The organism is Aliiglaciecola lipolytica (assembly GCF_018860635.1).
GTDB classification, from domain to species: Bacteria; Pseudomonadota; Gammaproteobacteria; order Enterobacterales; family Alteromonadaceae; genus Aliiglaciecola; species Aliiglaciecola lipolytica_A.
Genome location: NZ_JAHKPT010000002.1, coordinates 24,604 through 40,829 on the forward strand (window position 1 = coordinate 24,604; position 16,226 = coordinate 40,829).

Sequence of the window (16,226 nt, forward strand, 5' to 3'; positions counted from 1 at the left end):
ATTATTTAACGCTTAAATTGGCTTTTTATCAATCAAATATCTGCCTTGAACACAATCAATACTTTCTAGATAAGAGGCAATAGCATCCTAGGCCATTAATTTAGGTTGTCATGCTTGTTCTAACGCTGCCATCAGTCGTGATTGTCTATTTTCCTTTTATTTTGATTGTGGTTTGGTTTTTTTACCCAATTCGTTGTTATCGTGTTGTTAATTAAGTAACTGATTGACTTAATCTTTATCGATAAGAGACAATCAGGTTTAAGACATTCTAAAAACGATAAATATAGGTCACTAGGGAAAAATGATGTGGGAATTCACTAAAACGCTTGTTGTACTAATCTGTCTAACATTATGTGCTTGTTCGTCACCTTATACTGTCATCACCACCGAGCAGGTCATTGATAAAGACGACGAGGTTATGCTTTTGAAGGGGTATAAAACAGCCTACTTAATAGCATCAGCCGAAAATGCACTTAATGATTTTTCCGGCACTAATAGTCGGTACATAGATAATAGTACCACCCTTGAAATCGTTAAGAATGAAGGCGTAACTATCTTTGATGCTCCACTAAACATTACGGAAGTTCGTGATTGTTATAAAATCGACTATGCTCCATCAAGCAACTCAAATCAGAACTCTGGTAAAGATGAAACCTATTTTATTAAAATTAGCAAAAGCAGTGTAGCCAACTTATACATATTGAACCTGCTTGAATCTTGCACTTTAAATGATATGCAGATGGACAAATTTACTTATATGCCGGTGATTTTAGAAAATAACATTGCCACGTTTTTTACCTTTTCCGATAAAGAGCTAAAGAAGTTAACTTGGGATTGGTATAATGACTTAAATTTTGTGAAACGTTATTGGTTAGGTGTCAGTGAAAACGATTCAAATGATGAAGACGAAAAAAAGAGTATGCCTATCATATTTGAAAATGCCCGTGGACTCGTCGCCGTAATGGAATATGTTTATTATCATAAGCATTCAAGCACGCCGGTGCGGGTGCAATTAGGTGAAAGCACTGATGAGCAAAGAGCATTGTTTAACCAATATTCTCGTGCCACGGCAAGGAAGGCGGCAAATCAATAATTTAAGTTAAAATACCGATAACAAAAAAATGCCTCAAGAGAGGCATTTTTTATGCTGATTTGGATTGCTTAATTGCATCAAATAATGATCGTTTGATCACCTACATTATTGATCGCTTCACTACCATCAGCCGTTATTAAGGTTAGATCTTCTAAGTGCGCAGACCCACCAATTCCAGCCTCTAGTAATGGACAATCGACACTAAGAATCATGCCTTTTTCTAACACAAGATTCTCATACTTTGCGCCTGGCATTTTACCCACATGATCTGTGTGATAAAGACCAACACTGTGCGGTGAAAATGACACTCTGTAATCGCCACCTAACTTTTTCAACGTAGATTGGCCTAAGGCAGTGATATCTGAGAATTTCATCCCAGGTTTCATTGCATGCCTTACTTCGTCCCACGCCATGCCAATCGTCTTAGTGATTTTGGCCAGTTCTTTATTCGGTTCACCAATAAATACAGTGCGTCCATAATCACCATGATAACCATCTGCATGACTAACCGCGTCAATTAAGAACGACTGACCATCTCTAAACGGTGCGTCAAATAAATCTGCACTCACACGGTCTATCACCATAAACTCGCCGGTGTTGCCGCGTTTAGCAGCCTCAGCATAGTAAATGCGCCTGAGGTCACGATAAGTAGCACCAGCTCGTATTGATTTAACCGCCGCAATAGCTGCTTCAGCGTTAGCTGGCGCTGCACGACGCATCAATTCAATTTCTACATCTGATTTATAGGGACGAATACGTCGCAATGCGTCATCTGCATCAACAATCGAAACATTGGGTAAAGCTGTTGATATTAATTCCCAAGATGCAGCGTTATCTGTCGCTATTCTCGCATTGGTTAGACCTAAATCGCTAAATGCCTTTTTAAATGCAGCTCGAGAACCAACAAAAGCGCCATACTCTTTGGCTGTCTCCCGGGTACGATTCTCACGACTACTTTCAATCTCATCTAAACTGGTTAAATGCCGATCTGGGAATATCATCAAATTGGCAGTTTGATTTGCAGATGGATCATTCTTATCTGTGCCTCGATGCCCACTATACATATAAGTCGAGAAGTCATCTGGAGCAATTACATCTGCTAACTGGTAGTAGTATGTAAACGACGGCATAACTAAACCATTTGGCATATTGTCTTGACGGGTAATAATCGAAAATGAATTAGGACCATGTCCCATCGTTAAGGTAATTGGTCGATGCCCAGTTGAATAGTAAAAATTGACGCCTTGTCCGAGTACTAGGGCGTCAATATTCAACATATCCATGACTTTATAAGCTCTGGCTAAGTTGATTCGCGCGCCTGATAACGGTGGAGCAACAATAAAGTCATCAGTAAATGAACTGCTTTTTGCGCTGTCTGCGCTGCTAGCAGAGCTAGCAGCACATCCAACTAATGGTAGAGCGGTAGCCATACCGACACCGGCCATAAACTCACGTCTATTTAACTTCATTTTTCCCTCTGATTTAGAGTTTTTGAACATTCTTTAGCCTCATTCAAAGTTAATGTTTAAAACGCTAGTGATAACCTAACGCCTAGCTCTCTTGGCTGCATAGCAGTAACGTGCACAGCTCGGAGCGTATTTAATGTTGAAATTTTAACAGGTACTTCACCGAAGAATGCTAAACCTGCGCCTGTTACCCAACCATCTTCGTCTAGTAAATTATCGGCATATAGCTCAATTGAAAGATCATCACGTGTGAAACCAACTTTTAAGTTCACATTTTGGTATGCGTCTACCCACGTTAGGTTATATGAATCAGTATAAGTTTTACCGTTATATAAAATATCTACACGTGTATACCAATCCCAGTCTGTTGCTAACTCTAAAGTATTGGTATAAGTACCAGATAGGCTACCACTCCATTTTGGGAAACGAGGAAGGGTATTACCATCCACTTTAAATCCATCTGCTGTGGTTAAATTAAATAAAGGTGTAAGACCGGTTAATGAATAGTCTTCATATTTTGCATCGGTATAATTCGCGGTTAGCGAGATATCAAAGTTGTTGCTGACTACATAGCCACCTTCAAACTCTACCCCTTTAATTTTTGATTCTCCAGATACAAAACCACTTTGAAAGCCAGTAGCGCCAGGTGGCAAAAATGAGATACTTGATTTCATGTTTTCCCAGGTCATCGAATACAAAGCGGTTGAATAGCTTACTTTGCCATCCATTAACGCTTGTTTGACGCCAATTTCGTAACTATCTAGATATTCAGGCGGTACCTCATCTTGTAAACCAGGATTCTCTGCTTGCACTATGGCTTTATCTTCAGGATCTAAGGCAACAAAGGAACTGTTGAACTGACCCGGTAAGGTTCCTTTTGAATAACTTGCATACGTCATCATATTGTCAGTTGGGTTCCATTTGAAAATCGCACGAGGTAGGAACTCTGTTGATTCAAGCTCTCCGGTTGCAATTGGTTCGCCAAATGTGCCACCGAATCGTGTCACTGAATCGTTCTGCCAACGACCTTCAAGGGTTAATCCTAAATTTTCTGTAAAGTAGTAATCTACGGAACCAAATATTCCGATGGTATTGATTTCATCATCATTTGGAGTTGAGTTTTGTGCACCAACTATTCGCACCTCAAATGGCGTTTCAGCAGTATCGAACAAAATTGAATTGGTCGCTTCTACACCATTAGAAAATGCAGCATGGATTTTTTGTTTATAGTAATTGACACCCATTAAAGCTCTAAACTTTCCGCCAGCATCGTAGCTTAAGCGTATTTCACTTGAAAAGTCTTCAAAGAATGATGGCGTACCAACATACACAGATTCTCCGTCAGAATTATCACCGTCACGAATACCCATCAAATCTTGGTCGTTATAGGAAATGTTACCATCCAAATCAAACTCGTCATTTATGACATATTCGAAACTAGCGGCAAGTCTAATCATTTGGCGACGTAATCCAAAATGGTCAAGGTAAGGGGCATCTTCGATATCCTGAACACCACGACTATTTCCTACCATTAAGTCTCGAACGTCTACCTCTGGCAAAAAGGCTCCACCATCTTCGAATATCGGAAAGGTGGTGTTACGAGAAACAACTACACCGTCAGAAATCTCAGGTAAAGCTCCACACCACAAGTTTCCACCCAAAGTTGTTTCAGTGGCAACACCATCTCCGTTAAGAACAGTTACAGGAGTACCGGCTTCACAGTTACTAAATTCACTAAATTGAATCGCTGTGGCGGCAGGGGCGGTATCTTCATCTTCAACATAGGAAGCACGAAATTTAATTTTTAAATCTTCTGTTGGAGTATATAAAAGAGATAAATGCGCAGCGTTAGTGGTTTGTTCCCCTAAAGTTCCGCCGTCATTTGCTGTGTAAGCGGATCCATTTTTAAAACCTGACCCGGTCAGACTTGCCGCTAATACATCTTCTATTATCGAACCGTTTATAGAAAATGAGATATTACTAGTACCGAAGTTCGGGCTATATGCCGCATTAAACTTACCACCAAATTCGCCTGACGGGTCTTTGGTAATATAGTTAATTGCACCACCAAATGTTGAACGACCAAAATATGCTGATTGTGGGCCACGAATAACCTCCACTCGCTCAATATCTTCAAAGCCTATGGATTGTGCGCCACCTAGTACATATACACCGTCGATAAAGAGTGAACCAACTTGATTAGATGGTAATGTGCTTTCAGAGGTAAGGCCTCGAAAGCGTATTGCCGGTAATAATCGTCCAGCAAATTGTCCGCCTTGATCTTTGAAATCTAATCCTGGCGCGAACAAGGTTAAATCTTCTAAGTTACCAATACCGGCCTTTTCAATATCTTCTGCAGAAAAAGATTGGACAGCTAATGGTACGTCGAGGATCCACTCATCGCGTTTTCGAGAAGATACGACGTCGATCCGTTCTATATCTGCATTCTCGTTTGCATCAGTTTTGTCTTGGGCATAGGCAGCAGAAAAAAAGTTATTATCTGATATGCTTGTCCCGCTCATATTCATCAAAACAAAGACACTTAATAGTTTTTTGTTCATGGTTATCCTTTGATGTAATTAGTCTATTGATTGGCTGTGATGTTTCCACAAACAATATGTAGGATAAGCTGAATTTAGGTCTACTATGTTTTCGTAAAAGGTGGCTTTATTTCGTGAATACCATTCGCGCTTCGCGAATTGCAGACCAACTTTTTGTGTTAGTTGTGTGAAAAATGCAAACAATAATGTTATAAAGATATGATGATGGGTTTTATATTGCAAGGCTATTGTGCGTGATTGAGAAATCTGTGGTATTGCATCAAGGGATAAAATAGTTTCAGTAATAGGTAGTTATCAGTTAATCAAACTCGCATGAAACTAGGGAATTTACACTAGGGAATTAACAACATATTATTTTTCAAAGTGAACATAAATTGTTCACTATGAAATATTGAGACTGAGCGGATATCGAATATTATTATTAACTTTTTGATTTTTAATTGATTTAAATAATTTTGGATTTTGGCATGAACAGTGCTTTGTTTGTTGTAGTAAATAAATTTACGAGATATTTGCGACAACTTACCTTCCTCTTGAAAAATGTAAATAGGGAAATTTTAGGCAATTGATCTTTAAACACGGATGTCCATATTGTCGATATTTTTCAGTTAGATAATAGTTTTACATTGAAAACAAAATGAGAAAAAGTGGCATTAGATTGTGCCAATTAATCAGCACTTATTCCGTGAGTGCTATTCGCGCAGCGCAAGTTGTTGCATTCAATTGTTTGTTTTATACATATTATAAAACGATGAATCTAGCTGTTTTATAATGATAAGGGCGCTGGGTACTAATGATGTTTAAAAAAGTATGGCAATCTATTTCCTTGGCAATACAAGATCGAACAATTCTTTCGTTTTATATTGGTATTCCTTTGGGGTTAGGTTTGTTTTTTGCACTATCTCAATCTGGTACTGAACCCCTTGTTGGCATTGAAGGCCACTTAGTTTACTGGCTAGTTTCAACCCTTTTGTCATGGCAGTTTTTAGCGATAGGTAGCAAATTGGTGGCTTTATTTTTAAAACCATTAGGAGCTCCCTTCTTAGCTGTTCTCACACTTGGATTTGCCATTGGTATTGCTCTTTGGATTCCAGCTAGTCATTTTAGAGATTTTCTAGTGGGCGATTTTGTTCAAGAAGGACATGTTCTAAAAAGCACTTCTCGATATTTGGATATAGTCGTCACGATCTCCAATTGGTTACTTGGAGTTAGCTTATGGGTTGCTGCTAATTATTTTTATTTATTTGTACTGGGTGTCAGCAGATTTAATTATTCCGCGGACAGCTCGAAGGTAAAACGCTTTCGAAATTGGCTACTGAACACTGTTAATGATGAGCAAACTGATTTCATTATGGTCGATCAATTGCCCCGACTGCAAAGTCGACTGCCAGCCCCCCATCAGCAAAGAATTTTAGCCTTGATAGCAGAGGATCACTACACACGGGTGGTTCTGGGTTCAAAAGAAGAGCTAATTTATATTCGTTTTAAAGACGCAATTGGCGAAATGTTTGGGCAAGACGGATTTCAAACTCATCGCTCGTATTGGATTAGTTCTGACGCAGCAAGTAGCTATCGAGAACAAGGGCACAGCGCTTCGATAAAACTGTCTAACGGCAGAGTTATACCCGTTAGTCGATCATTCAGACATGCAGTTAAAGCAAGATTTGATACATCAGGGCACGCGCAATTTATTTGATAGACAATATTTTACTCAACGCTGCTTGCTTATAGCCGCTAATCAGGAGAGTACATTTTGATCACTCATATTCATCATATAAATTTTGTTGTCGCAGATTTAGACAAATCGGTTAGCTACTTCCAAACATTGTTAACTCAATCAGCGACGATTGAAGAATTACCTCAAAGGCTGGTTAAAACAGCTCGCTTTAAGGTCGGTGAAAGCCTGTTGGTTTTGGTACAGCCTTTGAGCAACGAAGGGGTAGTGGCGGATATATTGGCAAACAAAGGTGAAGGTATTTTTTTGCTTTCATTTGCCACAGAATCAATTGATGAGTCACTACAAAAACTCGAATTGAACAATCTGGAAAAAAGAACGGGTCTGCAACAATGGTCAATCTGCGATCTTGCAGATCATGATAAATTCGGGGCTATTTTACAATTGACTGAAACACCGAAAAGTTGAATTTCAAAATGAATGATTTTATTTCAAAGTGATATTTTTTATTTCAATTTGAAATTTTCAACCTGAAAGTGAAATTGGGTTTTAAATTAAAGTGTTGATATTTAAGGTTTTTTAAATTTCATTGTTTTTGGCATGAACCGTGCTATGTTAATTTGCTAACAATTTTTACTTTCAGGTTGCAACAAATTGATAAAGCAAAGTCAAAAAATTCGCATTCTAATCTTTGGCCATAAAGAATTTAGCCAGTTGGTTAGTAGTGTATTAGAAGAGTTTGAAGAGCATGCCGAATGCAAAGTCGTAGATGCGATTATTGGCACTATTCATGAAGCTAACACTCATATTCATGTTTTCAAACCTGACTTAGTTATAAGTGCAGGCAGCAATTCGGCTTACTTAAAAACAACCTTAGATGTACCTGTCTTGTCTATCCCCGTGACAGAGTCAGATATCGTTAGTGCTGTTTTAAAAGCATCAAAGGTGAGTAAAGATATCCATCTTATTACCTACGATGACTACAGCAGTTTAGTTAGCCTGTTAAACACAAGCACTTCAATAAACATCACTCGTCATCAATACGAAACAGCTGAAGATGCTAAACAAATGTATCAATTGGCACATTTAACCTCCGATAATGTGGTGGTGGGTGCCAGTTTGGTATGTGGTTTGGCGTTATTAGACAACATTAAGTCATTCTTAATTTATTCTAAAGAATCCTGTCGTGCAGTCTTGAAAGAGGCGGTTATCCTTGGCCGCAAGCAACGGGATTCAATGCATGCAAAAGTTATTTATAAATGGTTAAGTGAAGACTCCAAAACCCCGATTTTAGTGGTGGATAACTATACTGATGTTTTGACGTCCAATGCCATTGCAAAAACAGAATTTGCAATTGACTCGAATAACAAACAAGAGATTTCAGATTTGTTGCATAGCAGTCAATTTGCTGATGTGTCGGACGGTAAGTGTCGGTTAAATGAAACTGATTGGTGGTTTCATAAAGACACCATCATGATGACCAATAGTCAGTTTGATATCTACCAATTTTATGCCCAAACACCGCAAATACTGTCACCTAAGAAAAACCAATCCCTTGAGCAACCGCTGATTTACAAATCCAAAGTGATGACGGATTTGATTGAACGAACTGACCTGTATGCGAATTCTCCCAGTCATGTGTTGATTATTGGAGAGTCCGGTACTGGTAAGGAAATGATAGCTAAGCGTATTCACCAGAAAAGTCAGTTTGCCGATGGACGTTTTGTCGCAATTAACTGCGCAGCAATGCCCAGTGAGTTGTTTGAAGGTGAGCTTTTTGGCTACGTGGAAGGCGCATTTACCGGTTCTAAGCGCGGCGGCAAACACGGTTTGCTATATGAAGCGGAAAATGGCGTGTTATTTTTAGATGAGGTGGGTGAGTTAACCTTACCTCAACAAGCCAAATTACTGCGCGTTATTCAAGAAAAAACCTATCGGCCCATTGGCTCTCAAAAAGAATTTAAAGTTAACCTCAAAGTCATTGCTGCCACCAACCGACCTTTGGCCACACAAGTGAAACAAGGCTTATTCAGAGACGATTTATATTATCGCCTAAATGTTTTAAGCATCAATGTTCCCTCTTTAAAAGAACGTCGGGATGATATTGAAAATATCACCAAAAATAAACTGACAACTCTTAATTTTGGTAGCTTGAGCGATGATGTTATTCAGCGCTTAACCCAGCAATTAACGCCCATCTTTACCACTTATGATTGGCCAGGAAATATCCGAGAACTGGAAAATATTGTTGAGCGCTTATTAGTTTATTGCTCAGCATTTCAAGATGTGACCAGTAAGCGAGTGTCGCAATTATTGATTGAGCTAGCTCCCGAGCTATTTGAGCTAAGTGGGACCGAACAAACTGGCGCAATCGCAAAAAATGAGCAGGAATTGCTAAACCAGGCAATGATGAAATTTAACGGGAATAAGGAACTGGTTGCTCAGTACTTAGGAATTAGCCAAACCACCTTATGGCGAAGATTGAAACGCAATAATAAAAATAACCAAGAGGGAACACAACATGCTTAGATTTACCCGAAATAAGTTAGGTAATGCTATAGCGATATCAATGTTAGCAAGTTCAACTACTTTTGCCGGTGGTGCCCTTGCGCAAGATAGCCAAGCTGAAGAAGAGACTATTGAGTTAATCAGTATCTCGCGAAAACGTCCAGAGAGCTTACAACAAGTACCTATCGCTGTGAGTGCATTATCCGCCAGAGATATCGAAACTGCGGGGATCGAGCGTCCCGGTGATTTTATCTCGCTTGTGCCCAACGTGAATATTGTCGACACGGCAAACGTAGGTGACACACAGGTTAATATCCGCGGTATTGTCTCCACTCGAGATGCTGAATCAACCTTTGCTTACGTGGTAGATGGGGTGTTGATGACCAATCCAAACGGCTTTAACGGAGAGCTGCTTGATATTGCCCAAATCGAAATTTTGAAAGGCCCACAAGGGGCATTGTATGGACGTAATGCGGTTGCTGGTGCGATTCTAGTCACCACCACTTTGCCTAGCGATGAGCTTGAAGGTAGCGTTAAAGTGGCGGTTGGTAATGCTGGCGCCCAGCGTATAAATGGTATTATTAGCGGTGGTCTAAGTGAAACAGTCAGAGGACGAATTACCGCCAGTTATAATACCATTGATGGCCATTACGAGAACATCTTCACCGGTGAAGACTCGGTAGATTTTCTAGAAGATACCACCCTTAAAGGGCGCTTAATGTGGGATGTGAGTGAAGATCTTACGCTTGATATGAGAGCCGGCGTTTCTAGTGTTAAAGGTGGTGCTATTAACTTTAATGCTGTGTTCGCTTTACCTTCATTTGTTGAGGCATTTAATCAGCCCGCCTACAATGCCGACGTTAATGATCATGACTTCATTTTTGCCTTCAACGTACCAGGTGAAAACGAGCAAGACAGCACTGAACTTTCGATTAAAGCTGATTGGGATTTAGACGGTTACGATGTTACCGGTGTGTTGTCGTATAACGATCTTGAAGAAACATTATTATCAGATGGCACCAGCGCTTCCTTTTATGGCTATGAGTTAACACCTCAGTGTCAAACTGATCGTGCCACCCTGAATAACACGCCAACTGCGTTAGGTGGTGCTGATAGAACCGATTTGTTTGGTGAATTTTTCGCACCCTTCGGCATCTTTCCTCCCGGCGTGGAATTCACTGGCGTGTATGGACCATACACACCTAGTTCGTGTGATGGATACCAATATCAAGAACGCAGTCAATCCGATTTCAGTGGTGAGTTAAGAGTTACCTCTGATGACGACAGTGCTGATTTACGCTGGATTGCCGGTCTGTATTTCGCTGAAATTGACCGTGATGTAGTGGTCGCCTATGGTGCTGATCAAGGCCAAGGGTTCTTGCGTCAATCCTATGTGCCTGCATCTGGGCCTAATCCGACCGATTTATTGTTCGATGATACTTATGACACATCGGTCTTGTCTGCGTTTGGTCAAGTGGAATATGATGTTTCCGAAAAACTAGAAGTATCTGTTGCCTTGCGTTACGACCATGAAGACAGAACAGTATCTAACAACGTGCCATATGTGACCGCGTCTGGCCTTAACATTAATACTATTGTTGATGGCGAAGTTGGACTAATTAACCCTGGACTTGCTGGTAACCCAGATGGTATTCCAGACCGCAGTCGCTCATTTGCCCAATTCCAACCCAAAGTTACTTTAAGTTATGAATTATCCGATAACGTTAATTCGTATGCCAGTTACGGGGTCGGCTTCAGAAGTGGTGGTTTTAATTCACTGGGTACCCAAGCCACTTTAGATTTTTGGTTCAACAGCTCAGGTACTGGTAATCCTGGTGATGCAGTGGATGCACAATTATTGGTAACGGATGATTACGATAAAGAAGTTACCACTAATATAGAGTTGGGCATCAAATCTAAATTGCTGGATAACAAGGTTCGCTTGAATGCAGCGGTGTTCAAAACCAACGTTGAAGACAATCAGTTTTTCGAGTTTTTCGCCGGACCTTTTGGTTTGTTGCGTGCTGTGAGTACTATTGATGAGCTTGAAATTCAAGGTTTTGAACTTGATGTAACCGCGGATATTACCGAGAGCTTTAAAGTGTTTGCAGGGCTTGGTTTACTTGATTCAGAAATCAAAGAAAACCGCAGTCGTCCAATCACTGTTGGCAACAAAGCGCCGCAGTCACCTGATACAACCTACACATTAGGCTTTAGCTATGAGAAGCCTATCAACGATGAGTTTTGGGTAACCACTCGAGTGGATTATCAATACACGGGTGAAACCTATTTCCACACCTTACAAGGTGAAGAGACGCCTACAATTTGGGACTTTTTCGGCACCTTAGGTGGCGGTGTTCCACCGGGCCCTCATTCACAAAACTTCAATAATGCTAAACGTGATTCATTTTTCACTGTAAATGCGCGCATTGCTCTAGAAGCGGATAACTGGACACTAGCGATTTACGGCAAAAACATCACCGACGAAGAATATTTACAAGAAGTCATTCCAGCACCTGAATTTGGCGGATCTTTTATCCACCCTTCAGCGCTTGCTGAGTATGGCGTTGAATTCGCTTATAACTTTTAAGCACATTTCAAGTGACGGGTGATGGCACCCTACAGTGCCGTGACTCGTCTACTTTCAGGACACAAAAATAAATTGGAGAAAAGAATGAACAAGCCGCTTTCTGGTATACGTGTAATCGATCTAACACATATGTTATCAGGGCCGTATTGCGCTATGTTATTGGCTGATTTAGGTGCAGAAACGATTAAGGTCGAACCTCTACAAGGGGAAGGAACTCGCAAGCTATTAGCCAGCGATCCGAAAAATTCGTTAGATGGAATGGGGGCTTACTACATTACATTAAATCGCAATAAACAAAGTATTTGTATCGATTTGAAAAGTGAAGAAGGCAAACAAGTCTTTTATGAATTAGTGAAAGAGTCAGATGTTGTGGTGAACAACTTTGGCGCTGGCGTTCCTGACCGCCTGGGAATTGATTACAACACACTAAGTAAAATTAATCCTCGCATTATCACTTGTAGCATTACTGGCTTTGGTAGCAGCGGCCCTAAATTTAAACGTCCTGCTTTTGACCAAGTTGCTCAAGCTATGGGTGGCGGTATGTCAATCACTGGCACCGATCAGACAAACCCGGTAAGAGCTGGTATACCCATTGGCGACTTAGGCGGTGGCATGTTTGCGGTAATGGGAATTCAATCAGCCATTATTGAACGGGCAACTAGCGGCAAAGGGCAAGATGTGGATATTTCCATGCTGGATTGCCAAATTTCAATGCTTAATTACATGGCCACCATGCACTTTTTATCTGGTGAGAACCCATACCCAATTGGAAATTCGCATTTTGTTCATGTTCCTTACAATACCTTTCAAACCTCTGATGGTTTCGTGGTTATTGCAGTGATCACTGACAATTTCTGGAAAAACCTAAATGAAGTGGTTAAGTGCCCTGAGTTTGACGACAGCAAATATGACGGACAGCCAGGTCGATGGGCAGACAGAGACTTCATCAATGCAAAATTAAACGAGATTTTAAGTCAAAATACCTCGGCTTATTGGATTGAACAGTTGGAAGCCAAGCGTATTCCTTGTGCGCCAGTGAATAACTTGTCGCAAGCATTAAGCGATGAGCAAGTATTGCATCGCAACATGGTCGTTGAGTTAAAACATCCTGATGGAAAAAGTACTAAAGGGCCGGGTAACCCTATCAAATTCTCACGTACTGATGAGGAGTCTTTTTCGCCTGCCCCTGTTCTTGGTCAAGATACCCAGTCGGTTTTGACAGAGTTGCTGCATATGTCTCAAGAACGCATCGATTCACTTGTTCAAAGTGGTGCAATTAAAGGGGCTGGTAATGAGTAATCGAGTCTACATTAACGATGTTGGCCCTCGTGATGGCATTCAAAACCAAGCCAAGGTGCTAACTCCGCAACAACGCTTGCAACTTATACAGGTTCTTACAGATGCGCGCCTAGATGGTGTTGAAGTGGGGGCGTTTGTATCGCCAAAAGCCGTACCAGCTATGGCTGGAACCGATGAAATCTGTCAACAACTGCCAAAAGCAGATTGTCACTTTTCTGCGCTAATTCCCAATATGAAAGGGTTTGAGCTGGCGCAAAAAAATCAGATCAAATTGGCGTCCTTAGTAATGGCTGCTTCGAACACCATGAACGAAAAAAATATTCGTATGGATAACCAGCAAACTCTGAGCATGATTGAGCAAGTTATCGAAGCAGGTAAAGGCACTGATGTTGAATTACAGGTTTATTTAGCAACTGCTTGGGAATGTCCTTTTGAAGGCATTATTCCTGTTGAGCAAGTTATCGACTTAGCTGAAAAGTTAATCAATATGGGCGCGTCGCGCTTGGTTATTGCTGACACTATAGGTGCAGCGGATCCTCAAGGCGTTGTTGAATTGATGCTGCCACTTATTGAAAAGTTTGGTGAGGACAAAATAGCTTGCCATTTTCATGATACTCGCGCGATGGGCTTAGCTAATGTATACGCCGCTTTAACCGCAGGCGTAAGAAGATTTGACGCTTCAATTGCTGGTTTAGGTGGTTGTCCATTCGCCCCCGGCGCCAGTGGTAATGTGGCAACAGAAGATGTGGTAATGATGTGTGAGCAAATGGGCTATGAGACAGGTATTGATATGCCAACCTTATTAGCTGCTTCAGATCTAGCCGTAGAGTTAACGGAAACCGCCAAAGGCGGTAATGCAAAGACGTGGTTGCGTAAAAAGCATCCTGCATAAAAATAATAATAAAACCTTAAATAAAAATATTTAAAACAAGAATTTGAAAAAGGAAAACGTTATGAGTTATCGATTAGGTGTTGATGTAGGAGGTACTTTTACAGACCTTTTGCTAATCAACGAAAGCAACGGTGAAACTCACACTGCGAAAGTTCCCTCTACACCACATGATTCATCAGTTGGCGTATTAAACGGTATCGCTCGAATTTGTGAAGAATCCGGTATTGATCCTAAACAAATAAACCGTGTTATGCACGGTACTACGGTTGCAACCAATGCCGTTCTTACCGGTAAAGGTGCCAAAGTAGGTCTAGTCACAACCCGCGGATACAAGCAGGTATTGCAAGTTGCTCGATCTTTTTGTCCTGGCGGATTAGGTGGTTGGGTAAGCTTTGTTAAAAAACCATTATTAGCACCGTTAGAGCTGACTATTGAAGCAAATGAACGGATGGATGCTGATGGTTCAACTTCTGTTGAGTTGGATGAAAATGCATTACTTGAAGATTTACGTAAACTAAAAGCTACTGGTGAAGTTGAAGCGCTTACCATTTGTTTTATTAACGCATACGTAAATGGTGACCACGAAAAACGCGCTAAAGAAATAGCCGCTACCGTGTTTACTGATGTTCCTATTAGTATTTCCAGTGATATCGTGCCAGAAATGCAAGAATATGAGCGTACAGAAACCACGGTCGTGAATTCTTACGTTAGACCTGAAGTGGCTCGATATGTTGATAATTTGCAAGCTTCATTGCATAAAACCATGGGTGAAGATCTGCATTTATCGATTCTTCGTTCAGATGGTGGATTGGCCTCGGCTAATGCTGCTGCGGATAACCCAGTAAATCTATTGATGAGTGGCCCCGCTGGTGGTGTTTCAGGTGCTATTCACTTTGCCTCTGCAGCAGGTTACGACAACATTCTGACCTTTGATATGGGCGGAACTTCAACGGATGTCGCGCTAATTCAAAACTCCAAAGCTCGAATTAGACGGGAAACACGAGTAGGTGATGTGGTTGTAAGAGCTCCTTCGGTTGATGTGCGTACGGTTGGTGCTGGGGGCGGCTCTTTAGCCTTTGTTCCTGAATTAACCAAAGCATTACGTGTAGGTCCAGAGTCTGCCGGTGCTAAACCAGGCCCTGCTGCTTATATGAAAGGCGGTGTGGAGCCAACAGTGTGTGATGCCAACGTAGTGCTGGGGTATTTGCCTTCTGACGTGCAACTTGGTGGAAAAATGGCAATTGATAAGTCCGCGGCTGTTGCAGCGGTTAAAAAAGTGGCTGATGCAATGGAGATATCTGTTGAAGAAGCCGCTGAAGGTATCATCCGCATTGCCAACGAAGCCATGTTCGGTGCGTTACGTTTAGTTTCGGTCGAGCAAGGTTTTGATCCAAGAGATTTCGCGCTAGTTGGCTTTGGTGGTGCCGGTCCCCTTCATGCTAACGCATTGGGCATTCTAACCGATTCTTGGCCAACCATTATTCCTCCTGGTCCAGGCGTATTATGTGCTTACGGTGATGCCACTACAGTGGTAAAAGATGAAGCGTCAAAAACCTTTGTTACGCTTATTAAAGATACCGATAAGGCGTCATTAACAAAACTATTTGAAGAGTTAACCGATAAAGCCGCATCAACTCTGATTGCTGATGGTATTAGTAAAGACGAGTTAGACGTTACGTTGCAGGCTGATGTGCGCTATACCGGTCAAGCTTTCCAATTATCTATTGAATGTTCAAAAGCTGATTTCGAAGCTCAGGGTTTGAATCTATTAATCGACCGCTTTGACGAAGAACATACTCAATTGTTTACCTTTGCTCTTGATGATGGCCATGAAATTGTAATGGTAAGAGCTATAGTCTCGGCTTCTTCTACGGCGTTGCCTGAAAGTAAGCAGATTACAGGTACTACAGCATTGGTGGATTGCAAAATTGCAGACACTAAGATTTATCATGATGGTCAATATCATGATGCGGCCATTTATGAACGTGCAAAGATGGGCGTAGGCCTAAAAGTGCCAGGACCTTGCATTGTAGGTGAAATGGATTCGACAACCGTGATTTTGCCTGGTTACGTTGCCACAGTAGATTCAGTTGGTAACTTGTTAATTAACCCTGTTAACACCAAGAATAAGTAGTAGGAGTT

At 41.1% G+C, this 16,226-nt stretch carries 10 protein-coding genes; 8 read left to right on the plus strand and 2 right to left on the minus strand.

Translation table 11 applies throughout. From position 1 onward, the window contains the following. The first annotated feature begins 304 nt into the window (after positions 1 to 304). Positions 305 to 1,093 (plus strand): hypothetical protein, encoded by a 789-nt coding sequence (locus tag KO530_RS00105; RefSeq protein WP_216046363.1) that lies wholly within the window; start codon positions 305 to 307, stop codon positions 1,091 to 1,093. Between the two features lie 77 nt (positions 1,094 to 1,170). Here the strand turns inward: KO530_RS00105 and KO530_RS00110 are convergent, their stop codons facing one another. Continuing rightward, the gene (locus tag KO530_RS00110; RefSeq protein WP_216046364.1) at positions 1,171 to 2,562 is read right to left on the minus strand and encodes a M24 family metallopeptidase; all 1,392 of its coding nucleotides are present in this window, start codon (positions 2,560 to 2,562) and stop codon (positions 1,171 to 1,173) included. Positions 2,563 to 2,618: 56 nt separating this feature from the next. Beyond that, on the minus strand, positions 2,619 to 5,120 hold the full coding sequence (locus KO530_RS00115) for a TonB-dependent receptor (protein ID WP_216046365.1): 2,502 nt from the start codon (positions 5,118 to 5,120) through the stop codon (positions 2,619 to 2,621). A gap of 793 nt (positions 5,121 to 5,913) precedes the next feature. Between KO530_RS00115 and KO530_RS00120 the strand changes: the two genes are divergently transcribed. The 7 genes from KO530_RS00120 to KO530_RS00150 all read left to right on the plus strand — a co-directional run bounded on the left by KO530_RS00120 (position 5,914) and on the right by KO530_RS00150 (position 16,218). Then, positions 5,914 to 6,816: a LytTR family DNA-binding domain-containing protein gene (locus tag KO530_RS00120; RefSeq protein ID WP_216046366.1), complete on the plus strand. Its 903-nt coding sequence runs from the start codon at positions 5,914 to 5,916 to the stop codon at positions 6,814 to 6,816. Positions 6,817 to 6,873: 57 nt separating this feature from the next. Further along, entirely contained in the window at positions 6,874 to 7,263 is a 390-nt protein-coding gene (locus KO530_RS00125; RefSeq protein WP_216046367.1) for a VOC family protein, read from the plus strand. Positions 7,264 to 7,449: 186 nt separating this feature from the next. Further along, complete coding sequence (locus KO530_RS00130) at positions 7,450 to 9,324, plus strand: sigma 54-interacting transcriptional regulator (RefSeq protein WP_252728674.1); 1,875 nt, start codon at positions 7,450 to 7,452, stop codon at positions 9,322 to 9,324. Further along, positions 9,317 to 11,893, plus strand: a complete 2,577-nt coding sequence (locus KO530_RS00135; RefSeq protein WP_216046368.1) for a TonB-dependent receptor — start codon at positions 9,317 to 9,319, stop codon at positions 11,891 to 11,893. Before KO530_RS00130 ends, KO530_RS00135 begins: the two co-directional genes overlap by 8 nt. Positions 11,894 to 11,977: 84 nt before the next feature. Then, positions 11,978 to 13,192, plus strand: a complete 1,215-nt coding sequence (locus tag KO530_RS00140; RefSeq protein ID WP_216046369.1) for a CaiB/BaiF CoA transferase family protein — start codon at positions 11,978 to 11,980, stop codon at positions 13,190 to 13,192. Continuing rightward, positions 13,185 to 14,084 (plus strand): hydroxymethylglutaryl-CoA lyase, encoded by a 900-nt coding sequence (locus tag KO530_RS00145; protein ID WP_216046370.1) that lies wholly within the window; start codon positions 13,185 to 13,187, stop codon positions 14,082 to 14,084. Before KO530_RS00140 ends, KO530_RS00145 begins: the two co-directional genes overlap by 8 nt. 61 nt (positions 14,085 to 14,145) lie before the next feature. Then, positions 14,146 to 16,218: a hydantoinase/oxoprolinase family protein gene (locus KO530_RS00150; RefSeq protein WP_216046371.1), complete on the plus strand. Its 2,073-nt coding sequence runs from the start codon at positions 14,146 to 14,148 to the stop codon at positions 16,216 to 16,218. Positions 16,219 to 16,226: the final 8 nt, after the last annotated feature.